Genomic DNA, 26,734 nt, shown 5'->3' with positions numbered 1-26,734 from the left:
TTTTATTGAGTACGGGTGGTGGTTGTCGTACTGGTCGTGGTGGTGGTCCCGGTGTTGGAACCATCACCGCCAGCCGCTGCCAGCGCCATACCGACCGCAGAACCTACGGTGCTGGCGCTGGTGGCGGTTGAACTCCCGGCCGACACTGACGTTGCTGCTGCACCAGCTGCTTCACCTGTTTCAATCGGTGCCGCGCTGGCGCTTGCCGCAGCAAACGCCGATATGGCAAAAATGCCATAGAGGATTTTCTTCATACGTATTCCCTTCATTAGATGAATGGATATGTACCTGAGAATATTCAGGCGTCATCGAGTATACACAACCAAATGCACGGAATTCGGTGATGGGAAATAAGGGGAGGTTTTTTCGGAAAATATGAAAATGAAAGATAAGAAAATAAAATACCAATAAATAACAGCGTGTTATATATTAATTTAAGAATGGCAATATACGGTTAATCCGAAACATACATCTGGGATAGATGATATTTAGGATTATGCTCAATATCAATATAATTCAGAAAATGAGGATATACGGAATTATCTGACAAAAAAATGCCGGCATTACGCCGGCATTGAGAATATATAACCTTACGCGCGCCAGGATTTATAACGGTTGATCAGACCGTTGGTGGAGCTATCGTGGCTGTCGATGGCGTTATCATCGTTCAGCTCCGGCAGGATGCGGTTAGCCAGCTGTTTACCCAGCTCTACGCCCCATTGGTCGAAGGTGAAGATGTTCAGGATAGCGCCCTGGGTGAAGATTTTGTGCTCGTACAGGGCAATCAGCGCACCCAGGCTGTACGGGGTAATTTCGCGCAGCAGGATGGAGTTGGTTGGACGGTTGCCTTCGAACACTTTGAACGGTACCACGTAGTCCAGGGTTGCTGGGTCTTTACCCTGGTCACGGTATTCCTGCTCAACCACTTCGCGAGATTTACCAAACGCCAGCGCTTCGGTCTGGGCAAAGAAGTTAGACAGCAGCTTAGGATGATGGTCAGTCAGCGGGTTGTGGCTGATGGCCGGGGCGATGAAATCGCACGGAACGATTTTGGTCCCCTGGTGAATCAGCTGATAGAACGCGTGCTGGCCGTTGGTGCCCGGCTCGCCCCAGATGATTGGGCCAGTCTGGTGTTCAACCTTGTTGCCGTTACGGTCAACGTACTTACCGTTGGACTCCATGTTGCCCTGCTGGAAGTACGCGGCAAAGCGGTGCATGTACTGGTCGTACGGCAGAATCGCTTCAGTTTCGGTACCGTAAAAATTGTTGTACCAGATGCCGATCAGCGCCAGCAGTACCGGCAGGTTTTTCTCCGCCGGCGTGGTGGAGAAGTGCTTGTCCATCGCGTGCGCGCCGGAGAGCAGCTCAACGAAGTTGTCGTAACCCACGGACAGAATGATAGACAGACCAATCGCGGACCACAGAGAGTAGCGGCCGCCAACCCAGTCCCAGAACTCGAACATGTTGGCCGTATCGATACCGAATTCAGACACCGCTTTACCGTTGGTAGACAGCGCGGCGAAGTGTTTTGCCACGTGCTTCTGGTCGCCTGCGCTTGCCAGGAACCAGTCGCGCGCGCTGTGGGCGTTGGTCATGGTTTCCTGAGTGGTGAAGGTTTTAGACGCCACCAGGAACAGCGTGGTTTCCGGATTCAGGTTTTTCAGCGCTTCGGCGATGTGGGTACCATCGACGTTAGAGACGAAGTGCATGTTCAGGTGATTTTTGTACGGGCGCAGCGCTTCGGTCACCATGAAGGGGCCGAGGTCGGAGCCGCCGATACCGATGTTCACCACGTCAGTGATGGATTTGCCGGTGTAGCCTTTCCACTGACCGGAGATGATCGCTTCAGAGAAAGCTTTCATCTTCTCCAGCACGGCGTTCACTTCCGGCATCACGTCTTTGCCATCAACGATAATCGGGGTATTGCTACGGTTACGCAGCGCCACGTGCAGCACGGCACGGTCTTCGGTGCGGTTGATCTTTTCGCCAGAGAACATGGACTTGATGGCACCGCTCAGATCGGTCTCTTTGGCCAGATCCAGCAGCTTAGCCAGGGTCTCTTCGGTGATGCGGTTTTTGGAGAAATCGACCAGCATCTGATCGTCGAAGGTGGCGGAAAACTTGCTGAAACGGTCGCCATCTTCGGCGAACAGTTGCGCAATGGTAACGTCCTTCATTTCATCGAAGTGTTTCTGTAGTGCCTGCCACGCAGCGGTCTGCGTTGGGTTAATGTTTTTCATTAGCAATACCCTTCTGATTTAAAAATCGTAACTGTCCTCGATTGTAGCGCCTGTCACAAAAAATTGTGATGGTTTTAATGTCATCCCCCTAAGGGATGAGAAAATTGCGCATAAAACAGACAAAAGTATAGCCTTCATAAGCCGCATTACTGTGGGGCTATGGCGCATGAAAAATCCGCATAACCCCAGCGTTGACAAGCGACCCGCTAACCCTTTATTTATAAATGTACTACCTGCGCATGCGCAGGCCAGAAGAGGCGCGTTGCCCAGGTATACGGTGTTGGAGGAACCCATCCTGTGAAAACACCTGAAGGGGAGCAACGCCGAGATGGCTGAACAACAGGTTACGTTCAACATCGGCTACAGGGGCTGAATCCCCTGGGTTGTCACCAGAAGCGTTCGCAGTCGGGCGTTTCGCAAGTGGTGGAGCACTTCTGGGTGAAATCGTAGTTGTTTATCGCTCTGCGCCCACCCGTCTTTCGCTCTTCCCTTGTGCCAAGGCTGAATAATAAAAATCCCCTGACACGAGGTTCATATGACAGCAGCAGTAGTCGTCGCCAAGTTTGGCGGTACCAGCGTAGCCGATTTTGACGCTATGAATCGCAGCGCCGATGTGGTGCTTTCCGACGCCAACGTGCGTCTCGTCGTGCTGTCTGCCTCCGCAGGCGTCACCAACCTGCTGGTTGCGCTGGCCGAAGGGCTGGAGCCAGCCGAACGCGTGGCTAAGCTGGACGCCATTCGCGCCATTCAGTACGCCGTGCTGGAACGGCTGGCAAACCCTGCCGTCATTCGCGATGAAATTGAACGCCTGCTGGAAAATCTCGCGACGCTGGCGGAAGCCGCCTGCGCAGAAACGTCTACCGCGCTGACCGACGAACTGGTGAGCCACGGCGAGCTGATGTCGACCTTATTATTCGTTGAAATTCTGCGTGAACGTCAGGTTCAGGCGCAGTGGTTCGACGTGCGTAAAGTCATGCGCACCAGCGACCGCTTTGGCCGCGCCGAGCCGGACGTGGCCGCGCTGGCCGAACTGGCCGCGCAGCAGTTAGCGCCACGTCTTGAAGAAGGCCTGGTGATCACTCAGGGCTTTATCGGCAGCGAAAGCAAGGGTCGTACCACCACGCTGGGCCGCGGCGGCAGCGATTACACTGCCGCCCTGCTTGGCGAAGCGCTGCACGCCACCCGCGTCGATATCTGGACCGATGTTCCCGGTATCTACACCACCGATCCGCGCGTGGTGCCTGCGGCGAAACGTATTGATGAAATTGCCTTTGAAGAGGCCGCCGAGCTGGCGACCTTCGGCGCGAAGGTTCTGCATCCGGCCACGTTGCTGCCAGCCGTACGCAGCGACATTCCTGTGTTTGTCGGCTCCAGTAAAGATCCCAAAGCGGGCGGCACGCTGGTGTGCAACGAAACCGCCAATCCGCCGCTGTTCCGCGCGCTGGCGCTGCGCCGTAAGCAAACGCTGCTGACGCTGCACAGCCTCAACATGCTGCACTCACGCGGCTTCCTCGCGGAGGTATTCGGCATCCTCGCACGCCATAATATTTCGGTGGATCTGATCACCACCTCAGAGGTCAGCGTCGCGCTGACGCTCGACACGACCGGCTCAACGTCAACCGGCGACACCCTGCTGACGCAGTCGCTGCTGATGGAACTGTCGGCGCTGTGCCGTGTGGAAGTCGAAGAAGGCCTGGCGCTGGTGGCGTTGATTGGCAACGACCTGTCCAAAGCCTGCGGCGTGGGTAAAGAGGTGTTCGGCGTACTGGAGCCGTTCAACATTCGAATGATTTGCTACGGCGCGTCCAGCCATAACCTGTGCTTCCTGGTGCCGGGTGCGGAAGCCGAGCAGGTGGTACAGAAGCTGCACCATAATTTGTTTGAGTGAGTAGACGTCAACGCCCGATGGTTCTTAGGCCATCGGGCATTTTCAGCGCATCACCGTATCATATAACAGTCTGTCCAGCGCCCGGACATCCCCTTCCCGGCTGTCTGGTAAGGTCGGTGGGATTTCTCCTCTCTCCAGTTCGCCGCGGATAAACGCATGTAACAATGGACGACGCGGACCATACTCAGCCTCACCTGACCGCTGTTTGCGCGCCAGCAATTCGTCGATTTCCTGACGCAATGGCGCATCCAGTTCACTTCCCGCCAGCAGCTCGGCAAAACGCATTGGCGGCACGCCCTTGCCCGCTTCCACCCAACGCACCGCCAACAGGGGTCGCAGAACGTAGAAGTACTTCTTCAATCGCACGTCGTCACCCTGCAAATAACCACGGAAGTTTTTCCGCGCCATCGAGTAGTAGTGCCAGCGGGCACGTAGCGGAGAAAACCATTTGGGCACCAACGCTTTCAGCACCGACACGGTCGCGTCATCCTGCTGATAGACCACCGGCGAATCCAGCCACTCGATAAGCGTCGGGTTTGCGCCTTTGAGTAACCCCAGCGCCTTGCGCCATTCCCAGCCGCACACGTCCAGCTCATCATCTATCGGCAGCTCGATAACATCGCGTGGCGCTTCGACCCGCAGATACCATTCAGGGGGATGAACATAGAGAAATCGCACGTCGTAGTCGCTGTCCGGCGAGGCAAATCCCCAGCCACGGCTGCCGGATTCACAGGCATACAGCACCCTGACGCCATAGCGCTGCTCAACCTCTTTTAGCTGGCGCAATACCCGTTCGCGCATTGCGCCGTCCACTGTGTTGTCGCTCATTATTCTTATCCTTTTATGTTCACAAGACCGTGCAGCACCTGATCCAGGCCCCCGAACACCGAGATTTTATCGATGCGCTCAGCAACTCTTTCGAGGGTTTCCAGTTCTTTTAAGCGCAGCGCTACCGGGTTGTTTTCCATCACTTTTGCCGTATTTAACAGCGATCGCGTGGCGGCAGTCTCTTCACGACGTCGGATCACGTTGGCCTGGGCGGATTTTTCCGCTTCAACCAGTTGCGATAAAATAGCCTTCATATCGCCGGGCAGGACAATATCCTTCACCCCCAGTGAAGCCACCTCAATACCAAACGGCGTCATACGGGCTTTCACCTGCGCGCTCACCACTTCATCGATCACCTGCTTATCTTCCAGCAATTCGTCCAGCGTGCGCGTTCCCACCGCTTCACGCAGCGCAAACTGCAATTCACGGTAAAGGTGATCCAGCGGTTTAGTCAGTTGACCAAATGCCAGCAACACATCGCTATAACGCCAGTTCGCCGCCAGGTTTAAACGCAGGTTGACCTTATCTTTGGTCAGTATCTCCTGGCCGCCAACCTCCAGCACCTGCAAACGGGTATCCACCACTTCCGCTTCAATCAGATGGTTTACCTTCCAGTATGCGGTTAGCCCCGGCGGCAACAGCGCCCGGGTTTCGCCATCAATTTTCAGTACACCGACGTGCCACGCCGGGATCTGCACCGTTAAGATAGCTTCGCGACCTTTCACCGCACCGCTGCGACGGGGCTGTAACACCGCGTTCATCACGTCAACAGGAACCAAAACCTGACGTGTATCCATCCGTACCAGCTTCAGCGCTTCATCGGCCTGCCAGTACAGACGGCGCGTTGCCGGTGGCAAAATTTCCTGCAAGACGCCGTTCACATACAGCGCACCTGCTTCAGTATCGGTTAAATCAGCTACCACACAGTACTGCTCCACCCATGTAGGCTGGAAGCGACGTAAATACTCCGCGAGCGCTTCCGGAATTTCGCTGCCATCGGTATTGATTACCAGAACGTCCGGAGTGTTAAACCATGGCAAACGGTGTTCACCTGCATCCAGTACCTGATAGTAATCACCCTGTCGGGATAACAGGCCAAGCTGGCCTTTACGAATAGTGATTTTTTTCATCATTTTTTATTCCTTATTGTGAGTCAGGCGCGGGTGCAGGGGCGAAGCGACAGGGGAATTCCCTTTTGCCTGTCACACGGCATCATTACCGGCAGCCTGTTCTGGAGCGTGCTAACTGCACATCGCTCCGCTTTATTTCTATGATTAACAACCCGTTTTCATTCGGGGATGAAATTGGGAATCGAACCCACTGTGTGTCATCGGCTGACGGAACGCGCCCGGAAAACAGCCTGTACCGTTCCTGACGTGCCGGCGGGGTTTAACCCCCTGCGCTTTCAGCGTGATTGACGTAAGAGTTATTGCCAGAAGCGTGCCAGGAATTAAAACAGGCATATTTAATTTTTAATTAATTGATTTTTATAATTTTAATTATTAACGCCAATAATGGCGGTTGTCTCGACGGGTTAATTTTTTTATCTTTTATTCTCTTATTTATCTTTTTGGATAAACCATGAAGAAGCGACGGGTAGTGATTGGCGTATTGGGAACGGTGCTCGATAAGCGCGGCAAGCGGGCCAATCGGTTTAAGAAGTGGCGACCCACGGTTGGGCTATGCCAACAACCCGATTTCCCTGTCGACAGGCTGGAACTCCTCCACCAGCCACGCGATGAGAGCATGGCGCAAAGGTTGATTGAAGACGTCGCGCTGCTTTCGCCGCACACCCATGTTCGCCCGCATGCCGTCACCATTAACGATCCGTGGGACTTTGAAGAGGTCTACGCCGCGTTTCTCGACTTTGCCACGCATTATGAATTTGATACGGAAAACGAAGAGTATCTGGTGCACATCACCACCGGCACTCACGTGGCACAAATCTGCTGGTTTTTGCTGACGGAAGCGCGCTACCTGCCCGCCAGCCTGCTGCAAACCGGCCCGGCGCCACGCGGTTCATCAGATGAGGCCGTCGCCGCTGGCGTCTGCTCGGTTATCGATCTCGATTTAAGCCGCTACGCCACGCTCACCAGTCGTTTTCAGCGCGAACAGCAGCAGTCGGTCTCTTTTCTGAAAGCCGGGATTGATACGCACAACGCCACCTTCAATAAACTGATCGATCGCATTGAGCGGGTCGCTCTGCGTTCGACCGACCCGATCCTGCTCACCGGCCCTACCGGCGCGGGCAAATCCTTCCTCGCGAAACGTATTTTTCAGCTACGCCAGTCGCGGCATCTGGTGGCGGGAAAACTGGTGGCGGTTAACTGCGCAACCCTGCGCGGCGACAATGCGATGTCCACGCTGTTTGGTCACGTGAAGGGAGCCTTTACCGGTGCGCTCACGGCGCGTAGCGGGTTGCTGCGAGAGGCCGATGGTGGCGTGCTGTTTCTCGATGAGATCGCCGAATTGGGGCTGGACGAGCAGGCCATGCTACTCAAAGCAATTGAAGAAAAAACCTTTTTCCCGTTTGGGTCAGACAAAGAAGTACGCAGCGATTTTCAGCTGATTGCTGGCACCCATCGAGACATGCGGCAATGGGTATCTGAAGGCCGTTTTCGCGAGGATCTCTACGCGCGTATCAATATGTGGAGCTTCGCCCTGCCCGGTCTGGCGCAGCGGCGGGAAGATATCGCGCCGAACGTCGAGTATGAGCTGCAACGTTTCTCCAGCAGCAAACAGACGCAAATCCGTTTCGATAAAGAAGCCCGCGCTTACTATCTGGCATTTGCCTGTTCCTCACAGGCACAGTGGCGTGGCAATTTTCGCGAGCTAAGTTCATCCATCGCGCGTATGGCGACGCTTGCCGAACAAGGTCGCATCACCTTATCCCTTGTCGAAGAAGAGATTGCGCTGCTAAAGGAGAGTTGGCAGATAGCCACTCCGCAGCCTGAACTGAATATGGACATTGACCTGTTCGATCGCCGCCAGTTAGAAACGGTACTGGAAGTGTGCCGCCGCTGCGCGTCGCTGTCGGAAGCCGGACGCGAACTGTTTGCCGTCTCGCGGCAGAAAAAAGCCAATCCCAACGATGCAGACCGCCTGCGCAAATATCTCGCTCGTTTCGGGCTAAGCTGGGAAAACCTCCGCAGCGCAACATGAACATAATTTGTTTGAATAATATTCCATCACGCGATAAACAATAACTATAGTCGGGCTCGAACCCGGCTTTTTTATAACAACACAACATCTTTAAATCGCAAGGAATACAACATGCTCGCCGTTCTCACCCGGCTGTTCCCGCTTTGGGCGCTGCTGCTCTCCGTTATCGCTTATTTCACCCCCACGACCTTCACGCCGATTGGCCCGCTGGTCCCCTCGCTGCTGATGCTGATTATGTTCGGCATGGGCGTGCACCTGAAGATTGACGATTTCAAACGTGTGTTATCGCGTCCGGCGCCGGTGGCAGCGGGGATATTTCTGCATTACCTGGTGATGCCGCTTGCCGCCTGGCTGCTGGCGCTGATTTTCCATATGCCGCCGGAGCTTTCTGCCGGGATGGTGCTGGTCGGCAGCGTCGCCAGCGGCACGGCATCTAACGTGATGATCTATCTGGCGAAAGGTGACGTGGCGTTGTCCGTTACCATCTCGTCAGTCTCCACGCTGGTCGGCGTGATCGCGACGCCGCTGCTGACACGCCTGTACGTTGATGCGCATATTCAGGTCGACGTGATGGGAATGCTGTTGAGTATATTGCAGATTGTGGTCATTCCGATTGCGCTGGGCCTGGTCATTCACCATCTGTTCCCCCGCGTGGTCAAAGCGGTCGAGCCTTTCCTGCCCGCCTTTTCCATGGTGTGCATTCTGGCCATCATCAGCGCCGTGGTAGCCGGTTCTGCTGCGCATATCGCATCGGTAGGGTTTGTGGTGATTATCGCGGTCATTCTGCATAACACAATCGGTCTGCTCGGCGGCTATTGGGGCGGACGGCTGTTCGGCTTTGATGAGTCGACCTGCCGCACGCTGGCGATTGAAGTCGGCATGCAAAACTCTGGCCTCGCGGCAGCGCTGGGTAAAATCTACTTCGGCCCGCTGGCCGCACTGCCTGGCGCGCTGTTCTCAGTGTGGCATAACCTGTCGGGATCGCTGCTGGCGGGATACTGGTCAGGAAAGCCAATCGAAGATAAAAAAGACAAATAACGCTCGAGAGTCGGCCCGATAAGCGGAGCGCCATCGGGCTAAATAACGCACCTTGCCGGATGGCGGCGTCAACGCCTTATCCGGCCTACAAAGATTTGCCCCTTTGCCGTACACTGGGTTAACTATCCGATTGAGGGCACTCCCTATGGCACTCCCCCGCATTACGCAAAAAGAGATGACCGAGCGCGAACAGCGCGAGCTGAAAACCCTGCTCGACCGCGCGCGCATCGCACGTGGCCGCCCGTTGACGAACGCGGAAACTAACGGCGTGAAAAAGGAGTACATCGATAAGCTGATGGTACAGCGCGAAGCGGAAGCGAAAAAAGCCCGCCAGTTAAAGAAACAGCAGGCTTATAAACCGGATACCGAGAGTTCATTTTCCTGGTCGGCGAACACGCCGACACGCGGCAGGCGTTAACGCCCTTTCTTTTTCCGCCCCGGTGCGGTGAAACGTTTACCGTTGCCCGCCGGGCGCGCCGGTTTCTCGCTGGTTTTTTCCATCTTCACCACCGGGCGTTTGATCCCCGCGGTTTTCGGCTTGGCCTTGGCTTTTGGTTTCGCCTCGGAAGAGGAGTTCTCAATCAGCTTAAACAGGTCAATCAGCTCATCGTCCGTCAGATCGCGCCACTCGCCCAGCGGGATACCCGTGAGGCTCACGTTCATAATGCGCGTACGCTCAAGCTTCGTGACTTCATAGCCAAAGTGTTCACACATGCGGCGAATCTGGCGATTCAGCCCCTGCACGAGGGTAATACGGAAGACAAACGGCGCTTCTTTCTTCACTTTGCACTTTTTGGTCACGGTGCCGAGAATCGGTACGCCCGCGCCCATGCCGCGAATAAACTCATCGGTGACCGGCTTATCAACCGTGACCAGATACTCTTTTTCGTGGTCGTTGCCGGCGCGCAGAATCTTATTCACCAGATCGCCGTGGTTGGTGAGAAAAATCAGCCCCTGGGAGTCTTTGTCCAGACGGCCTATCGGGAAGACGCGTTTGCTGTGGTTAACAAAATCCACAATGTTATCGCGCTCGCCGTCTTCGGTCGTGCTGACGATGCCGACAGGTTTATTCAGCGCAATCAGCACTAAATCATCCGCTTCACGCGGCTCAATCAACCGACCGTTGACCTTCACAACGTCGCCCGGCATAACCTGGTCGCCAATGGTGGCGCGTTTACCGTTGATAAAGACGTTGCCCTGTTCGATAAAGCGATCCGCTTCGCGACGCGAACAGATACCGCTTTCGCTGATGTATTTATTTAATCGGGTTGATGAGTCTGGCAGCATAAATTCTCCTTTGGCAGCGGAATATACCTTACCTTACGGGTGAGAAAAAATAGTCCGTCGCAAATCGTTGTACATATCACGCCAGATTTGCACAAACGTGCAATTACCCAACCGAGCATATCGAGCAAATACGCTTGAACTCCTTATACAGCGGCGCTATACCAGATCCATACCCTGACCACGACGTTTTGCACATATGTGCAGGAGCCCCTTCGATGGAAAACAGCGACGATATCCGTCTTATCGTGAAAATTGCTCAGCTCTACTATGAACAGGAGATGACGCAGGCGCAAATTGCGCAGTCGCTGGGGATTTATCGCACCACCATCAGCCGCCTGCTCAAACGCGGGCGCGAGCTGGGGGTGGTGACTATCGCCATTAACTATGACTACAACGACAGCCTGTGGTTAGAAGAGCAGCTTAAACAGATATTTGGCCTGAAGGAGGCCGCCGTCGCCCCGCAGGAAGCCGAGCTCGGAGCCTATGGCGCACCGCTGGTGGAGCGCCTGCTCTCGGCTAACGCCATCATTGGCTTCGGCTGGGGTCGCGCGGTCAGCATGCTGGTCGAGTCCCTCCCCACCGCCAGCCAGCCGCGCCAACATGTCTGTGTTCCGATCGTCGGAGGACCGTCGGGCAAGCTGCCGAGCCGTTACCACGTCAACACGCTCACCTACGCTGCAGCTGAACGTCTGAAGGCGGAGTCTTACCTCGCGGACTTTCCGGCCCTGCTGGATAACCCGACGATTCGCAACGGCATCATGCAGTCACAGCATTATCAAACGCTGGCGGGCTACTGGCAGAAGCTCGACGTCGCGCTGGTGGGCATCGGCTCGCCGGCGATTCGTCATGGTGCCAACTGGCAGGCATTTTACGGTAACGCACAAAGCGATGAACTGATTGCCCGCGGGGTGGCTGGCGACATCTGCTCACGCTTTTTCGATAGCGATGGCGCAACGGTGCTCACCGACATGCACGAGAAAACGCTTTCTATCCCGCTCTCCACGCTACGCCAGGCACGTGACATCGTTGGCATTGCGGCCGGAGAAGAGAAGTACGACGCCATTCTTGGCGCGCTGCGCGGTAAACACATCAACACACTGGTGACCGACCGGGCCACCGCTGACTATTTAGTACGAGGACACGCTCATGATTAACCGTGATACCCAACTGTGCATGTCGCTGGCCGGACGCCCCGGCAACTTCGGCACCCGTTTCCATAATTTTCTGTATGAAAAGCTAGCGCTTAACTTTATCTATAAGGCGTTTACCACCCAGGATATTGAAGCCGCAGTGAAAGGCGTTCGCGCCCTGGGTATTCGTGGCTGCGCGGTCTCTATGCCGTTTAAAGAGAGCTGCATGCCGTTTCTGGATGCTATCGATCCGTCGGCAAACGTCATCGACTCAGTGAATACTATCGTCAATGACGATGGCCACCTGACCGGATTCAATACCGACTACATCGCGGTGAAAAGCCTGATCGCCAGCCATCGTCTGGATACCTCTGCCCGGGTAATGATTCAGGGCAGTGGCGGCATGGGCAAAGCGGTGATTGCCGCTTTCCGCGACGCGGGATTTAGCGATGTCATTATTGCGGCTCGTAATGAGGTTAACGGCACGGCGTTAGCAAAACAGTACGGCTTCCGGTGGCAGCCACGGCCGGAAGCTGAGGGTATCGACATTCTGGTTAACGTCACGCCTATCGGTATGGCGGGCGGCAAAGAGAGCACGCAGCTTGCTTACAGTGAAGCCATGGTGACACGCGCCAGCGTGGTCTTTGACGTAGTGGCTTTGCCCGCAGAAACGCCGGTGATTCAACTCGCCCAACGCCTGGGGAAAAAGACGATTAGCGGTGCTGAAGTGATTGCCCTCCAGGCGGTGGAGCAGTTTGTCATGTATACCGGCGTGCGCCCGGACGATGCGCTGATTGCAGAGGCAGCGGCGTTTGCCAGAGCGGGGTAACGCGCATCAAAGAGCGTCTGCCGGAGGCGTAGCCAAAGCTCACTTTCAGCACACCGCCTGCAACACCGTGAACTGCATCAGTAAGCTGACCGGTACAGGATGATAACATGCCGCCCTGATTGATAGTTTTCTGATTAATAGGAGAAATGATGGATTTACTTCTGCTGAGTAACTCAACGCTGCCGGGCAAGGCCTGGCTGGAACACGCGCTGCCGTTAATTGAGGCACGGCTGAACGGCCGCCGCCGCGCGGTGTTTATTCCCTTTGCTGGCGTCACGCAGACCTGGGATGAGTACACGGCAAAAACCGCTGCCGTGCTGGCTCCGCTGGGCGTGTCGGTCACCGGCATTCATACCGTGGCGGACCCGGTATCGGCAATTGAAAACGCCGAACTGATCATTGTCGGCGGCGGCAATACCTTCCAGTTGCTTAAAGAGAGCCGTCAACGCGGCCTGCTGGCGCCAATTGTTGACGTGGTCAAACGCGGCGCGCTGTATATCGGTTGGAGCGCAGGGGCGAATCTGGCCTGCCCGACCATTCGGACCACCAACGATATGCCCATTGTCGATCCGCAGGGCTTTGATGCACTGGGCCTGTTCCCGCTGCAGATTAACCCCCACTTCACCAACGCGCTGCCTGAAGGTCATAAGGGTGAAACCCGTGAACAGCGTATTCGCGAGCTGCTGGTCGTCGCGCCAGAATTAACGGTGATTGGGCTGCCGGAGGGCAACTGGATTGAGGTCGCGCAGGGTCATGCCACGCTCGGCGGGCCAAACACCACCTACGTGTTTACCGCCGGAGAAGACGCGATCGCGCTGGAAGCCGGCCACCGCTTCTAAACGCGATTGCCGGATAGCGGCGCGATAACCTTATCCGGCCTGCAGTGAACGCGACCTGCAGGGCGGATAAGCGCAGCGCTATCCGGCGCGGATTCCGTTAGTAATCATCGCGCTCGTCGTCTTCGTCCGGCTGCTCCAGCACGCTGTAGGCCACCGAACAGAACAGCGAGTTCAGCCGCTGCATATCCCCCAGCAGCGCCAGATGCAGGGTACTGGTCTCAATACTCTGCACGTTCTGCTGATGCAGTCGATCGACGTGCGCATGCGCATAGCGGCGGTTCATGATACGGAAACGGTGCTTGCTGCGGCGCAGACGGCGGGCGCTGGTCATGTCGCCGGAGAAGAAGACCGACATTGCCAGCTGCAGGTTACCGAGCAGCAGTTCGTACAGCGCGTCCAGTTCTTTAAGGCCTTCTACGGAAAACGCGCGGCGCGCAGCCAGCGATTTATCGGCAATTTCGCTGCCCATTCGCTCAATAATATCCGACGCCTGCTCCAGGTTGAGCGACATCTCGATAATCTCCGCCCAGCGGCGAGACTCCTCTTCCGCCAGTTCATCCTTCGGCATTCGCGCCAGATAGAGCTTGATGGCGGTGTAGAGCACGTTGATATCGTCCGCCTGCTTGCGCAGGTTTTTCTCTTCGCGCGGCTCGCCGTTCATCACCTTTTTGAGCCCTTCCAGCATCTGCTCGGTGGCATCGCCGATGCGCAGGGTTTCGCGCGCGGCATTGGCCAGCGCCAGCGTAGGGGTGTCGAGCGCGGTCACGTCCAGATGCTTCGGCTTCAGGCTGCCCTCCAGCTCTGGTTCATCGCGGATCATACGTTTACACAAACGCGCCATCGGTTCGGCGAACGGTACCATCGCCACGCAGCGAATCAGGTTGTAGAAGACGTGGAAATAGATAACCAGCTCTGATTCCGCCAGCGGAAGCTTGTGCAGCGTGTCGGCCAGCACGTGAACGAACGGCAGAATCAGCAGGCTGCCCACCAGCTTAAACAGCAGGCTTCCCAGCGCCACACGGCGCGCGGCGGCGTTGGCGGCGCTGTTGTTGAGCATCGCCAGCAGGCCGGAACCGAGGTTGGCGCCAATCACCAGACACAGCGCAACCGGGAAGGAAATCACACCAGCGGTGGTCAATGTCGCGGTCAGCAGCACGGCGGCCAGGCTGGAATAACTGATGATGGCGAACACCGCGCCAATCAGCGCATCCAGCAGAATATCGCCGGTCAGCGAGGCGAAGATCACCTGCACGCCGTTGGCCTGGGTGATCGGCGTGACCGCCTGAACGATCAGCTCCAGCGCCAGTAGTATCAGGCCAAGGCCGATGCCGACGCGGCCAAGCTGGCCTTCTCGGGTTTGTTTACGACCCAGGAAGAAGGTCACGCCGATAAAAATCAGCAGCGGCGACAGCCACGAAAGATCGAATGTCAGGATTCGCGCCATCAGCGCGGTCCCGACGTCGGCCCCGAGCACGATAACCAATGCTGGCGTCAGCGCGACAAGGTCCTGAGCAACAAACGACGTCACCAGCATGGTGGTGGCGTTGCTGCTCTGCACCAGCGCCGTCACGCCAATACCCGCGCAGAAAGCGAGCGGCTTTTTCTCTACGCTACGGCTCAGTACGGTACGCAGGCGCGCGCCGAAGACGCGCATCACGCCGGTACGGACGATATGGGTTCCCCACACCAGCAGGGCGACGGCGGAAAGCAGGTGTAGCAGCGTTAACACGGAATCGGGTTCTCCTTATTGTTATAGGTTCCAGAGGCAAGCGGTGTTGGCATCATGCCTGATGGCGCTGCGCTTATCAGGCCGACAGAATTTCCCCGTAGGCCGGATAAGGCGTTTACGCCGCCATCCGGCAAGCCGCGCAGGCGAGCCTCCTTTCAGTATAAGGGTTTACGCGCCAGAAAGAGACAGGGCGCTCATTGAGCGCCCTGTTTGTTGTAAGGAAAGATGACGATTTTGTGAATTAATCGGCATCGTAGCCGAGGTTTGGCGCCAGCCAGCGTTCCACTTCCGCCACGCTCATTCCTTTACGCTGCGCGTAGTCTTCCACCTGATCGCGTTGAATTTGCGCCACGGCGTAGTACTTGCTGTCCGGATGACTGAAGTACCAGCCAGAGACGGACGCTCCGGGCCACATGGCGAAGGATTCCGTCAGCTTCATGCCGGTGTGTTTTTCGACATCCAGCAATTCCCAGATAGTGCCCTTCTCGGTGTGCTCCGGGCAGGCCGGGTAGCCCGGCGCCGGGCGAATCCCCTGGTAGTTTTCACGGATCAGCTCGTCGTTACTCAGGTTTTCGTTCGGTGCATAGCCCCAGTAAACCTTACGCACGCGCTCATGCAGATACTCGGCAAAGGCTTCCGCCAGACGGTCGGCAATCGCTTTCACCATGATCTTGTTGTAGTCGTCGTGCTGCGCTTCAAACGCCTCGGCCAGCGCATCTTCTTCCAGGCCGCCGGTCACGGCGAAAGCACCAATATAGTCGGCTTTGCCCGAGGTTTTCGGCGCCACAAAGTCAGACAGGCAGTAGTTAGCAAAGCCGACTTTCTCGGTCTGCTGGCGCAGATGGCGGCTGACGGTCAGCACATGGGTACGCGTTTCGTCGCGATAGATTTCCACGTCATCGCCCACGCGGTTGGCCGGGAACAACCCGACGACACCACGAGGGTTGAGGGTTTTCTCGGCGCTGAGCTGATCCAGCATGTCGTTCGCGTCTTTGAACAGGCGCTTCGCCTCTTCACCCACAACTTCGTCTTCAAGGATGCGCGGGAACTTGCCGGCCAGCGACCAGGTCATAAAGAACGGCGTCCAGTCGATGTAGTTGCGCAGGGTTTCAATGCTGGCTTCCACTTCCTGCACGCCCAAACGGTGCGCCACCGGCGGCGTGTAGCTGTCCCAGTCAAACGCCAGATCGTTTTCACGCGCGGCAGCCAGCGTCACCGGCGGGGTACGCGGTTTCTTACGCCCGTGTTGGATACGCACGGTTTCGTACTCTTTACGCGTGCGCGCGACAAAGTCATCGTGCTGGGTGTCAGAGAGCAGCGCGGCGACGACGCCAACGGTACGCGAGGCGTTCTGCACGTAAACCGTCGGGCCGCTGTAGTTCTGCTCAATTTTCACCGCCGTGTGCGCTTTCGAGGTCGTCGCGCCGCCAATCAGCAGTGGAATGGTAAAGCCCTGGCGCTCCATCTCTTTCGCCACGTTAACCATTTCGTCCAGCGACGGAGTAATCAGCCCGGACAGGCCAATCAAATCCGCATTGACCTCTTTGGCGGTTTTGAGAATTTTTTCCGCCGGCACCATCACGCCAAGGTCGATGATTTCGTAGTTATTACACTGCAACACCACGCCGACGATGTTTTTGCCGATGTCGTGCACATCGCCTTTCACCGTCGCGATGACCATTTTGCCGTTGCTGGAGCCTTTCTCTTTGCTGGCCTCAATGTACGGCTCAAGATAGGCCACCGCCTGTTTCATCACGCGGGCGGATTTCACCACCTGCGGCAGGAACATTTTGCCCTCGCCGAACAGGTCGCCGACCACGTTCATGCCATCCATTAGCGGCCCTTCAATCACCTCGATAGGGCGCGCGGCCTGCTGGCGAGCCTCTTCGGTATCCAGCTCAATAAATTCGGTTATGCCTTTCACCAGCGAGTATTCGAGGCGTTTTTTCACGTCCCAACTGCGCCATTCGGCCTGCTGTGCGTTTGCGCTGTCGTCGGTTTTGCTGCCGCGATATTTCTCGGCCAGCTCCAGCAGACGTTCGGTGCCATCGTCACGACGGTTAAGGATCACATCTTCAACCGCATCGCGCAGCTCGGCGGGCAGGTCGTCATAGATAGCCAGCTGCCCGGCGTTGACGATACCCATATCCATGCCGTTGCGAATGGCGTAGTAGAGGAACACCGCGTGAATGGCTTCACGAACCGGATCGTTACCACGGAACGAGAACGACACATTGGAGACGCCACCGGAGATCAGCGCGTGCGGCAGTTCGCGTTTGATGTCTTCACAGGCACCGATAAAGTCCTGCGCGTAGTTGTTGTGCTCTTCAATGCCGGTTGCCACGGCAAAGATGTTCGGGTCGAAGATGATGTCTTCCGGCGGGAAGCCGACTTCTTCGGTCAGAATTTTGTACGCCCGGCGGCAAATCTCAATTTTACGCGCGCGGGTATCGGCCTGGCCGACTTCATCAAAGGCCATCACCACCACTGCCGCACCGTAGCGACGTACTTTTTTCGCATGCTCGATAAACGGTTCAATGCCCTCTTTCATCGAGATGGAGTTGACGATGCCTTTGCCCTGAATGCACTTCAGCCCTTTTTCGATGACGTCCCATTTTGAGGAGTCGATCATAATCGGCACGCGGGCAATGTCCGGCTCACCGGCAATCAGGTTAAGGAAACGCACCATCGCCGCTTCGGCGTCGAGCATCCCCTCATCCATGTTGATATCGATAATCTGTGCGCCGCTTTCCACCTGCTGGCGGGCGACGTCCAGCGCTTCGCTGTATTTCTCTTCTTTGATCAGGCGCTTAAACTTCGCGGAGCCGGTAACGTTGGTCCGTTCGCCGACGTTCACAAACAGGCTGTCATCGCCAATGTTCAGCGGTTCGAGGCCAGACAGGCGGCAGGCCACCGGGATTTCCGGCAGTTTGCGCGGCGGCAAGCCATCAACCGCGCGGCTCATCGCGGCGATGTGTTCCGGCGTGGTGCCGCAGCAGCCGCCGACCACGTTGAGGAAGCCTGCTTCCGCCCATTCGCGAATTTGTGTCGCCATGGTGTCGGCATCGAGATCGTATTCGCCAAAGGCGTTCGGCAGCCCGGCGTTCGGGTGCGCGGTAACGTAGCATTCGGCAATGCGCGACAGCTCCTGCACATACTGGCGCAGCTCGTCCGGGCCTAAAGCGCAGTTCAGACCAAAAGTCAGTGCATCGGCGTGGCGCAGCGAGTTGTAAAACGCTTCGGTGGTTTGACCGGAGAGCGTGCGGCCAGAGGCGTCGGTGATGGTGCCGGAAATCATGATCGGCAGGTCGACGCCCAGCGCTTCAAACTCTTCTTTAACGGCAAACACCGCCGCTTTGGCGTTGAGGGTGTCAAAGACGGTTTCAATCAGGATCAGGTCGCTACCGCCTTCCACCAGCGCTTTGGTGGATTCGCGATACGCTGCCACCAGTTGATCGAAGGTGATGTTACGGTAGGCCGGATCGTTGACGTCCGGTGAAATAGAAGCCGTGCGGTTAGTCGGGCCAAGCACGCCCGCAACGTAGCGCGGTTTATTCGGCGTACGTGCGGTCCATTCGTCTGCCGCCGCGCGCGCCAGCTTCGCCGCCGCAAAGTTGATTTCCGCCGACAGGGATTCCATCTGGTAATCCGCCATGGCGATGGTCGTCGAGTTAAAGGTATTGGTTTCGATGATATCCGCACCCGCCTCGAAGTAGGCGTTGTGGATAGCCGAAATCACCTCCGGCTTGCTGAGTACCAGCAGGTCGTTGTTACCCTTCAGGTCGCAGGGCCAGTCGGCAAAGCGTTCACCGCGAAAATCCTGCTCGCTTAAACGATAGCCCTGGATCATGGTGCCCATGCCCCCGTCCAGAACCAGGATACGTTCATTTAACTGCCGACGTAATTGTTCAACTTTGCTGCTCACACGCACTCCCGACCACGCTCAACGAAACCCAGAAAAAAGGTAATAAAGCATACTGGCATAAACTGGGGTGGCGGAAAAGGAAACAACCGTCTACATGAGACATGTTCAGCATGACTCATCGGAGCAGTAGAATCGGAGGTTGTATTATAATCAATAAAAACGAAAACTATTTCCACGATACAGAAAGGAGTTGCGATGGTCGCCAACGTTCCTGCTAAACGCGGTAGAAAACCCGCCCCTGCTACCGCCGCCGCCGCAACAGGCCAGGTGCAGTCGCTGACGCGCGGCCTGAAGCTGCTGGAGTGGATTGCCGAATCACACAGCAGCGTGGCGCTGACCGAACTGGCGCAGCAGGCCGGGCTTCCCAATTCCACTACCCACCGTCTGCTGACGACCATGCAGCAGCTTGGCTTCGTGCGTCAGGTCGGCGAACTGGGCCACTGGGCGGTAGGCGCGCACGCCTTTATCGTCGGCAGCAGTTTTCTGCAAAGCCGCAACCTGCTGGCGATTGTCCACCCCATTCTGCGTCAGCTGATGGAAGATTCCGGCGAGACGGTTAACCTGGCGGTACTCGATAAGAGCGACCATCAGGCCATCATTATCGATCAGGTGCAGTGTACGCAGCTGATGCGGATGTCCGCGCCGATTGGCGGTAAGCTGCCGATGCACGCCTCCGGCGCGGGTAAAGCGTTTTTATCCCAGCTGAGTGAAGAGCAGGTCACCGGGCTGCTGCACCGTAAAGGCCTGCACGCCTACACCCACGCCACGCTGGTGTCGCCGGTACATCTGAAGGACGACCTGGCCCAGACGCGCAAGCGTGGCTATTCGTTTGATGATGAAGAACATGCGCTGGGGCTGCGCTGCGTGGCGTCTTGCATTTACGACGAGCACCGCGAACCGTTTGCGGCCATCTCCATTTCCGGGCCGATTTCGCGCATTACCGACGACCGGGTCACCGAGTTTGGCGCAATGGTGATTAAGGCGGCGAAAGAGGTGACGCTGGCGTACGGCGGCATTAAATAAACAAAATGCCCCAGAGGGGGCATTTTCGGCAGGCCTGATAAGCGTAGCGCCATCAGGCAGAACGGCGCGCATTGCCGGATGGTGGCGCAAGCGCCTTATCCGACCGACGGTCGAGTTCATAACGCACGCTAAACCGCTGGCGGCGGCGGTAGGCGTAAACGTCCTCTACATGCCCATTCTTGATACGCGTCTGCAGGCCACGCCAATAGTCAGCGCTGAATAGTTCGGCGTGCATCTCTTCAAACAGCGGCCCGATACGCGGGTCGGCGCACAGCCAGTGGCGAAACTCTTCCGGGAAGACATCGCCCGGCGAGACGCTGTACCACGGTTCGCTGGCCAGTTCGTCTTCCGGGTAGCGCGGCGGCGGGATCGTGCGGAAATTTACCTCTGTCATATAGCAAATTTCATCGTAGTCGTAGAACACCACGCGCCCGTGCCGGGTGACGCCGAAGTTCTTAAACAGCATGTCACCGGGAAAAATATTGGCCGCAGCGAGCTGGCGAATGGCATTGCCGTACTCTTCAATTGCATCGCGCAGCAGCTGCCCTTCAACCTGCTCCAGCCAGAGATTAAGCGGCACCATCCGCCGCTCAATATACAGATGGCTGATCGCGATTTTATCCCCCATATCGACGATTTTCGCCGGTGCTTCCTGCAATAACAGCGCCATCAGCGCCGGATCTATCTGCCGCTTATCCAGCACGAAGTTTTCAAACTCCTGGGTATCCGCCATCCGCCCCACGCGGTCATGCTCTTTGACCAACTGGTAGCAGGCGCGGACGTGCGCGGCGGTCATCTCTTTTTGCGGCGCAAAACGGTCTTTAATGACTTTAAACACGCGATCAAAACCCGGCAGCGTGAACACCAGCATCACCATACCGCGAATGCCCGGCGCTTCAATAAACCGCTCGTCGGTGCTGGCGATATAGGTCAGGTATTCGCGATAGCTTTCGGTTTTGGCATGTTTCTGACAGCCAATGGCCATATACAGCTCGGCGGTGGTTTTGCCAGGCAGGATTTCACGCAGCCACTCCACCAGTGCGGCGGGCAGCGGTGCGTAAACCATAAAATAGGAGCGCGCGAAGCCGAAGACAATACTGGCCTCTTCGGTCGTCGTCAGGCAGGTATCAACAAACAGCTCCCCTTCATCGGTACGATGAATGGGGATCAGGAACGGTAGCGTGCCAGAGGGGGTAATGAGCTTACCGATAAGCCAGGCCGCTTTGTTACGATAAAACAGCTCGTTCGCAATGTGCAGGTGGGACTGACGCAGGGTTTCTGCGTCCAGCGTTTCGCCAAGGTGCGCCATGATATACCCGACGTCGCGAGATTTATTCTGCCACGGCAGGCGCAGCGGCAGATCGCTCAGCATTTTGAAAATCACCGCCTCCCAACCGGCGTCGGGAAAGAAGTCTTTCGCCAGCGGCCGGGGGATCGCCCGAAAGCGGCGCTCCGGCTGCGAACTGAAAATAAATAACCGCTCGGGACTTAACGAGCGGTGGTCAAATAACCGGCAATACACGGAGTTAAAAAAGCTCTCCGCAATCTCGAAGCGCGGGTAATCCGGTAGCAAACGGGTGTACTGCGCCTTGACGCGAAGCAGGACATCCGCGTCGGTACTTTTGCCATCGGTGATGCAGCGCAGCTGTTCGACCACCAACCCCACGTGATGGTCATACAGATGAATTCGGCTTTTCATCGCCTGCTGTACGGCGTGCCAGTCGGCCTGTTCAAAACGCTGCTGTGCGCCGGAGGTCACTTCCAGAAAACGCCCGTACTGGGCATCAAATCCCTGCAAAATGGTCTGCGCAATCAGTAATTCCAGGCCTCGCGTCATCATTGTTCCCCATCCGGCATAGAGTCATGCCGGATGGCGCATTCGCTTATCCGGCCTACATATCGTTGTAGGCCCGGTAAGCGCTGCGCCACCGGGCATTAATCAGAACTGCGACTCTTCGGTCGAACCGGTCAGCGCGGTCACCGAGGAGGTTCCGCCCTGAATAATGGTGGTGACATTATCGAAGTAGCCGGTGCCCACCTCCTGCTGGTGAGAAACAAAGGTGTAGCCATCTTTCGCCGCCGCGAACTCTGCCTGCTGAACCTTTTCAACGTAGTGCTTCATCCCTTCGCCCTGCGCGTAGGCGTGCGCCAGGTCGAACATGTTGAACCACATGCTGTGGATGCCGGCCAGGGTAATGAACTGGTATTTGTAGCCCATCTCAGACAACTGCTGCTGGAAGCTGGCGATGGTCTTATCATCCAGTTTTTTCTGCCAGTTAAACGATGGCGAGCAGTTGTAGGCCAGCAGCTTGCCCGGGTACTTCGCGTGGATGGCATCCGCGAAGCGTTTGGCCAGCTCAAGATCCGGCGTCGAGGTTTCGCACCACACCAGGTCAGCGTACGGCGCGTAGGCCAGACCACGGCTAATGGCCTGCTCAATACCCGCCTGGGTACGGTAGAAACCTTCGCTGGTCCGTTCGCCGGTGATGAAACCGCTGTCGTACGGGTCGCAGTCGGAGGTAATCAAATCCGCCGCATCAGCATCGGTACGCGCAATCAGCAGCGTCGGAACCCCCATCACGTCGGCGGCCAGGCGCGCGGCCACCAGTTTCTGAATCGCTTCCTGCGTGGGGACCAGCACCTTGCCGCCCATATGACCGCATTTCTTCACTGACGCCAGCTGATCTTCGAAGTGCACTGCCGCTGCACCGGCCGCAATCATCGATTTCATCAGTTCAAAGGCGTTCAGCACGCCGCCAAAACCCGCTTCTGCATCGGCGACGATCGGCAGGAAGTAATCCACATAGCGCGGATCGTTCGGCTCAATACCGTTTGCCCACTGGATCTGATCCGCACGACGAAAAGTGTTATTGATCCGATCGACCACCGCGGGCACCGAGTTGGCCGGGTAGAGCGATTGATCCGGGTACATGCTGGAGGCGAGGTTCGCATCTGCCGCCACCTGCCAGCCGGAAAGATACACGGCTTCAATACCGGCCTTCGCCTGCTGTAAGGCCTGACCACCGGTCAGCGCGCCGAGGCTGTTCACATAGCCTTTCTTCGATTCACCGTGCAGCAGACGCCACATTCTGGCCGCGCCCAGCTGTGCCAGCGTACATTCCGGATTAACGGAACCGCGCAGCTTCACCACTTCTTCTGCGCTGTACGGGCGCTTGATGCCTTCCCAACGCGGCTGTGTCCATTCTTGTTGTAATTCTTCGATTTGTTGAGTACGGGTTTTCATGTGCAGATGCTCCATATTGTTATGTGGTGAATGAGTTACGCCAGCAGGCGGTAGCCCGGCAGAGTTAAGAAGTCGATGAGTTCATCAGAGGTGGTGATCTGCTCCATCAGGCGCGCCGCATCGTCGAAGCGTCCGCCGTTGAAGCGGGCTTCGCCCAGTTCGTCTTTAATCACCTGCAGTTCTTCCGCCAGCATCTGGCGGAACAGCGGCTTGGTCACCGGTTTACCGTTGCTGAGCGTTTTCTGATGATGGATCCACTGCCAGATGGAGGTACGCGAGATTTCAGCGGTCGCCGCATCTTCCATCAGGCCATAAATCGGTACGCAGCCGTTGCCGGAAATCCACGCTTCGATGTACTGCACCGCAACGCGAATATTGGCGCGCATCCCCTCTTCGGTTCGCTCACCGTCGCACGGCGCTAGCAGCTGTTCAGCGGTTATCGGCGCATCATCGGCGCGGGAAACGCTGAGCTGATTTTGACGATTGCCCAGCACCTCGTTAAACACGGCCATGGCGGTATCCGCCAGCCCCGGGTGGGCCACCCAGGTGCCGTCGTGACCGTTGTTGGCCTCCAGCGCTTTATCGGCTTTGACTTTATTCAGCACCAGCGCATTACGTTCAGCGTCTTTGTTCGGGATAAACGCCGCCATGCCGCCCATCGCAAACGCGCCGCGCTTGTGGCAGGTTTTAATCAGCAGTCGTGAATAGGCGCTGAGGAAGGGTTTATCCATCGTGACCACCTGGCGGTCCGGCAGCACGCGATCCGGGTGGTTCTTCAGCGTTTTGATGTAGCTGAAGATGTAGTCCCAGCGCCCGCAGTTCAGACCAACAATATGGTCACGCAGGGCGTGCAGAATTTCGTCCATCTGGAAGACGGCAGGCAGCGTTTCAATCAGCAGCGTAGCCTTGATGGTGCCGCGCGGCAGGTTGAAACGGTCTTCGGTATAGCAGAAGACATCATTCCACCAGGCGGCTTCCTGCCAGGCCTGCGTTTTCGGCAGGTAGAAATAAGGGCCGCTGCCTTTTGCCAGCAGCGCTTTGTGGTTGTGGAAGAAATACAGCGCAAAATCGAACAGGCTGCCTGGGATCGCTTCGCCGCGCCAGGTCACGTGCTTTTCGGGCAGGTGAAGGCCACGCACGCGGCAAACCAGCACCGCCGGGTTCGGTTGAAGCTGATAGATTTTGCCCGCTTCGTTGGTATAGCTGATGGTGCCGTTGACGGCGTCGCGCAGGTTGATCTGCCCTTCAATCACCTTGTTCCAGTCCGGAGCCAGCGAGTCTTCAAAATCAGCCATGAACACTTTCACGTTGGCGTTCAGGGCATTGATCACCATTTTGCGTTCAACGGGCCCGGTAATTTCAACGCGACGATCCTGCAGGTCGGCAGGAATGCCGCGCACCTGCCAGCTACCTTCACGAATGGAAGCCGTTTCCGAAATAAAATCAGGAAGTTTGCCGTCGTCAATATCCTGCTGCTGCTGAATACGTGCGGCCAGCAGTTTATTGCGCTTTGGCGTAAATCGGGTCACCAGTTCGGTCAGAAACTCCACCGCTTCCGCCGTCAAAACCTGCTTTTCCTGCTCGCCAGAAGGCTTCAGAAAAGCCAGTTCATCGGTTGTTGTGGCCTGTTGTGTCATGGTGCAGCTCCTCATTAGTGATCCGAATAGTTTCCCCGACTGATGAACGGACGATCGTTGCGTCGTTTTCGCTCAATGTTTTTAAGCCTAATCGCAAAAAATAAAAAATCAAAAACGATTTCCATTTTTAATTAAAATTAATCGCAACATATTGATTGGATTGAATTTAAAAATTCATATTTATGTGGGGTAGTTTTCGAAAACAAAAAAGGCACCCGAAGGTGCCTGTTTAAGAATGCTGAAACGCTTTAGGATCGTGAAGAGTAGCGGATCAATCCAGCGTGGGGTTCATATTCCGCAGATCGTACGGTGTGATCTGGTAGACGTAGTAGTTGAGCCAGTTCGCAAACAGCAAATTGCCATGGCTGCGCCAGGTGGCATGCGGTTTGTTTTGCGGGTCATCTTTCGGGAAGTAGTTATAGGGGACCTGTGGGTCCAGACCCGCATCCACGTCGCGGAAAAACTCGCTCGCCAGCGTATGCGCGTCGTACTCCGGATGACCGGTGACGAAGGCAATACGTTTATCTTTACTGGCAAACAGGTAAGCATCACCCTCCGCAGTTTCTGCAAGAATTTCCAGGTCGGTAAAGTCGCGAATCAGTTTCGCCGGGAAGTCCGCGTAGCGAGAATGCGGCGCCAGGAAAGTATCATCAAATCCGCGAGTCAGCAGGGCATGTGGATGAAGAATATGATGCTCATAGACGCCGGAAAGTTTATCGTCGCGAGTTTGCTTTGGTATTCCGTAGAGAATATTGAGTGCGGCCTGTACCGCCCAACAGACAAAGAGCGTCGAGGTGACGTGATCTTTTGCCCACTCCAGCACCTGCTGGATCTGCGGCCAGTAGGCGACGTCGTTAAACTCAACCAGGCCGAGCGGCGCGCCGGTGACGATCAGACCATCGAAATTCTGGTCGCGAATGTCGTCGAAATTACAGTAAAAGTTGTTCAAATGCTCGGTTGGCGTATTACGCGATTCACGCGCATCGATGCGCAGCAGCTGGATGTCCAACTGTAGCGGCGAGTTTGATAGCAAGCGTAAGAACTGGTTTTCTGTCTCTATCTTCTTCGGCATCAGGTTCAGGATCAGCACCTTCAGAGGACGAATTTCCTGACCTGTAGCACGCGATGTCGTCATTACAAAGACGTTCTCATCACGCAAGAAATTGACGGCTGGTAGCTCGTCCTGCACCCGAATCGGCATAACCTTATTACCTCACAGCATACGTATAAACGTTTAGACATCCAGATAGCTAACGATACCCAGAATTCAACAAAATGTCGAGCCTGCATGTTCAAGGTGAGAAAGTTTCAATTACCCTGCGGTAGAATGCGGAAACGATTCTGAGAGGGATATTAAAGTGATTATACGACGTTCAGTGCACCATGAAGGCGAACAGCTGATCGCGATCTGGTGCCGTTCGGTTGATGCCACGCATCATTTTCTTTCCGCGCAGGACAGAACGGCGATTGAAACACAGGTACGCGCGTTTTTGCCCGGTGCCCCGCTATGGGTGGCTGCGAATGCTAATGATACGCCGGTAGCATTTATGCTGCTGTCAGAGCATCACCTGGAGGCGCTGTTTGTCGATCCTGATGTGCGTGGTAGCGGTGTTGGGCGTCAACTGATTGAACATGCGCTGTCGCTGATTGCCGATTTAACGACGGATGTGAACGAGCAGAATGCGCAGGCCTTAGGGTTCTATCAGAGGATGGGATTTGATGTTACCGGGCGATCGGAGACGGATGACCATGGCCGGCCTTATCCGCTACTGCATTTGCGTCACAAACTGTAGGTCCGTAGGCCGGATAAGGCGAGGCCGCCGTCCGGCAATGTGCACAATGCCGCATCCCACAAAACGCAGACGCAAAAAAGCCCATCTGTCAGGATGGGCTTCTTCACTTAATTGATGCCTGGCAGTTCCCTACTCTCGCATG

The 26,734-nt window shown here is 56.3% G+C and carries 20 protein-coding genes, 1 pseudogene and 1 riboswitch; of the genes and pseudogenes, 10 read left to right on the top strand and 11 right to left on the bottom strand.

Translation table 11 applies throughout. The features are described from left to right. Positions 1–2 precede the first annotated feature (2 nt). The gene (gene yjbE, locus V6942_RS18530) at positions 3–254 is read right to left on the bottom strand and encodes an exopolysaccharide production protein YjbE (protein ID WP_035895200.1); all 252 of its coding nucleotides are present in this window, start codon (positions 252–254) and stop codon (positions 3–5) included. Between the two features lie 336 nt (positions 255–590). Then, positions 591–2,240 carry a glucose-6-phosphate isomerase gene (gene pgi, locus V6942_RS18525; RefSeq protein ID WP_182929652.1) on the bottom strand — a complete coding sequence of 550 codons (1,650 nt, stop codon included), beginning with the start codon at positions 2,238–2,240 and terminating at the stop codon, positions 591–593. Positions 2,241–2,484: 244 nt separating this feature from the next. Next, positions 2,485–2,682: riboswitch (Lysine riboswitch) on the top strand. A gap of 93 nt (positions 2,683–2,775) precedes the next feature. Here pgi and lysC point away from each other — a divergent pair. Then, positions 2,776–4,128: a lysine-sensitive aspartokinase 3 gene (gene lysC, locus V6942_RS18520; protein WP_106928615.1), complete on the top strand. Its 1,353-nt coding sequence runs from the start codon at positions 2,776–2,778 to the stop codon at positions 4,126–4,128. A 42-nt stretch (positions 4,129–4,170) separates the two neighbouring features. Here the strand turns inward: lysC and V6942_RS18515 are convergent, their stop codons facing one another. Both V6942_RS18515 and V6942_RS18510 read right to left on the bottom strand, forming a co-directional pair. Beyond that, positions 4,171–4,956, bottom strand: a complete 786-nt coding sequence (locus V6942_RS18515; RefSeq protein ID WP_333501640.1) for a nucleotidyltransferase domain-containing protein — start codon at positions 4,954–4,956, stop codon at positions 4,171–4,173. Positions 4,957–4,961: 5 nt separating this feature from the next. Further along, positions 4,962–6,089 (bottom strand): slipin family protein, encoded by a 1,128-nt coding sequence (locus tag V6942_RS18510; protein WP_333501639.1) that lies wholly within the window; start codon positions 6,087–6,089, stop codon positions 4,962–4,964. A gap of 448 nt (positions 6,090–6,537) precedes the next feature. Here V6942_RS18510 and rtcR point away from each other — a divergent pair, with 448 nt between their 5' ends. From rtcR to V6942_RS18495, 3 genes are all read left to right on the top strand, one after another. Continuing rightward, a complete protein-coding gene (rtcR, locus tag V6942_RS18505; protein WP_333501638.1) occupies positions 6,538–8,118 on the top strand; it encodes an RNA repair transcriptional activator RtcR in 1,581 nt (526 codons plus the stop codon). A 111-nt stretch (positions 8,119–8,229) separates the two neighbouring features. After that, positions 8,230–9,156 (top strand): ketopantoate/pantoate/pantothenate transporter PanS, encoded by a 927-nt coding sequence (gene panS / locus V6942_RS18500; protein ID WP_106928623.1) that lies wholly within the window; start codon positions 8,230–8,232, stop codon positions 9,154–9,156. Positions 9,157–9,301: 145 nt separating this feature from the next. Further along, positions 9,302–9,574, top strand: a complete 273-nt coding sequence (locus V6942_RS18495; RefSeq protein ID WP_333501637.1) for a DUF3811 domain-containing protein — start codon at positions 9,302–9,304, stop codon at positions 9,572–9,574. Here V6942_RS18495 and rluF read toward each other — a convergent pair. Further along, entirely contained in the window at positions 9,571–10,443 is an 873-nt protein-coding gene (gene rluF / locus V6942_RS18490; protein ID WP_182929657.1) for a 23S rRNA pseudouridine(2604) synthase RluF, read from the bottom strand. The genes V6942_RS18495 and rluF overlap by 4 nt on opposite strands. A 215-nt stretch (positions 10,444–10,658) precedes the next feature. Here rluF and V6942_RS18485 point away from each other — a divergent pair, with 215 nt between their 5' ends. The 3 genes from V6942_RS18485 (at position 10,659) to pepE (ending at position 13,241) form a co-directional block, all read left to right on the top strand. Continuing rightward, positions 10,659–11,597 carry a sugar-binding transcriptional regulator gene (locus V6942_RS18485; protein ID WP_106928629.1) on the top strand — a complete coding sequence of 313 codons (939 nt, stop codon included), beginning with the start codon at positions 10,659–10,661 and terminating at the stop codon, positions 11,595–11,597. Then, positions 11,590–12,402 carry a shikimate 5-dehydrogenase gene (locus V6942_RS18480; protein WP_106928631.1) on the top strand — a complete coding sequence of 271 codons (813 nt, stop codon included), beginning with the start codon at positions 11,590–11,592 and terminating at the stop codon, positions 12,400–12,402. The genes V6942_RS18485 and V6942_RS18480 overlap by 8 nt, the downstream gene beginning before the upstream one ends. 149 nt (positions 12,403–12,551) lie before the next feature. Next, complete coding sequence (pepE, locus tag V6942_RS18475; RefSeq protein ID WP_182930680.1) at positions 12,552–13,241, top strand: dipeptidase PepE; 690 nt, start codon at positions 12,552–12,554, stop codon at positions 13,239–13,241. Positions 13,242–13,338: 97 nt separating this feature from the next. On the opposite strand, the gene V6942_RS18470 is transcribed toward pepE, so the two are convergent. Continuing rightward, the gene (locus V6942_RS18470) at positions 13,339–14,970 is read right to left on the bottom strand and encodes a Na/Pi cotransporter family protein (RefSeq protein WP_106928635.1); all 1,632 of its coding nucleotides are present in this window, start codon (positions 14,968–14,970) and stop codon (positions 13,339–13,341) included. Between the two features lie 51 nt (positions 14,971–15,021). Between V6942_RS18470 and V6942_RS23485 the strand changes: the two are divergent. Further along, positions 15,022–15,171, top strand: a pseudogene (locus tag V6942_RS23485) (hypothetical protein); the annotation flags it as partial. A 40-nt stretch (positions 15,172–15,211) separates the two neighbouring features. Here V6942_RS23485 and metH read toward each other — a convergent pair. Beyond that, complete coding sequence (gene metH, locus V6942_RS18465) at positions 15,212–18,895, bottom strand: methionine synthase (RefSeq protein ID WP_333501636.1); 3,684 nt, start codon at positions 18,893–18,895, stop codon at positions 15,212–15,214. Between the two features lie 195 nt (positions 18,896–19,090). On the opposite strand from metH, the gene iclR reads away from it, so the two are divergent. Continuing rightward, entirely contained in the window at positions 19,091–19,918 is an 828-nt protein-coding gene (gene iclR, locus V6942_RS18460) for a glyoxylate bypass operon transcriptional repressor IclR (protein ID WP_182929660.1), read from the top strand. Positions 19,919–19,970: 52 nt separating this feature from the next. On the opposite strand, the gene aceK is transcribed toward iclR, so the two are convergent. The 4 genes from aceK to metA all read right to left on the bottom strand — a co-directional run bounded on the left by aceK (position 19,971) and on the right by metA (position 26,000). Beyond that, positions 19,971–21,755, bottom strand: coding sequence for a bifunctional isocitrate dehydrogenase kinase/phosphatase (gene aceK, locus V6942_RS18455; RefSeq protein WP_333501662.1), 1,785 nt, complete (start codon positions 21,753–21,755; stop codon positions 19,971–19,973). Positions 21,756–21,857: 102 nt separating this feature from the next. Next, entirely contained in the window at positions 21,858–23,162 is a 1,305-nt protein-coding gene (gene aceA / locus V6942_RS18450) for an isocitrate lyase (RefSeq protein ID WP_182966514.1), read from the bottom strand. 35 nt (positions 23,163–23,197) lie between these two features. Further along, entirely contained in the window at positions 23,198–24,799 is a 1,602-nt protein-coding gene (gene aceB, locus V6942_RS18445; protein WP_333501635.1) for a malate synthase A, read from the bottom strand. A gap of 271 nt (positions 24,800–25,070) precedes the next feature. After that, positions 25,071–26,000 (bottom strand): homoserine O-acetyltransferase MetA, encoded by a 930-nt coding sequence (metA, locus tag V6942_RS18440; RefSeq protein WP_106928645.1) that lies wholly within the window; start codon positions 25,998–26,000, stop codon positions 25,071–25,073. A gap of 151 nt (positions 26,001–26,151) precedes the next feature. Here metA and V6942_RS18435 point away from each other — a divergent pair, with 151 nt between their 5' ends. After that, positions 26,152–26,592, top strand: coding sequence for an acetyltransferase (locus tag V6942_RS18435; RefSeq protein WP_333501661.1), 441 nt, complete (start codon positions 26,152–26,154; stop codon positions 26,590–26,592). The last annotated feature ends 142 nt before the right edge of the window (positions 26,593–26,734 follow it).

Source organism: Kluyvera genomosp. 2 (assembly GCF_036759865.1).
GTDB classification, from domain to species: Bacteria; Pseudomonadota; Gammaproteobacteria; order Enterobacterales; family Enterobacteriaceae; genus Kluyvera; species Kluyvera ascorbata_B.
The sequence above is the reverse complement of the archived record's forward strand: the minus strand, read 5'-3'. Positions and strand labels throughout refer to the sequence as shown.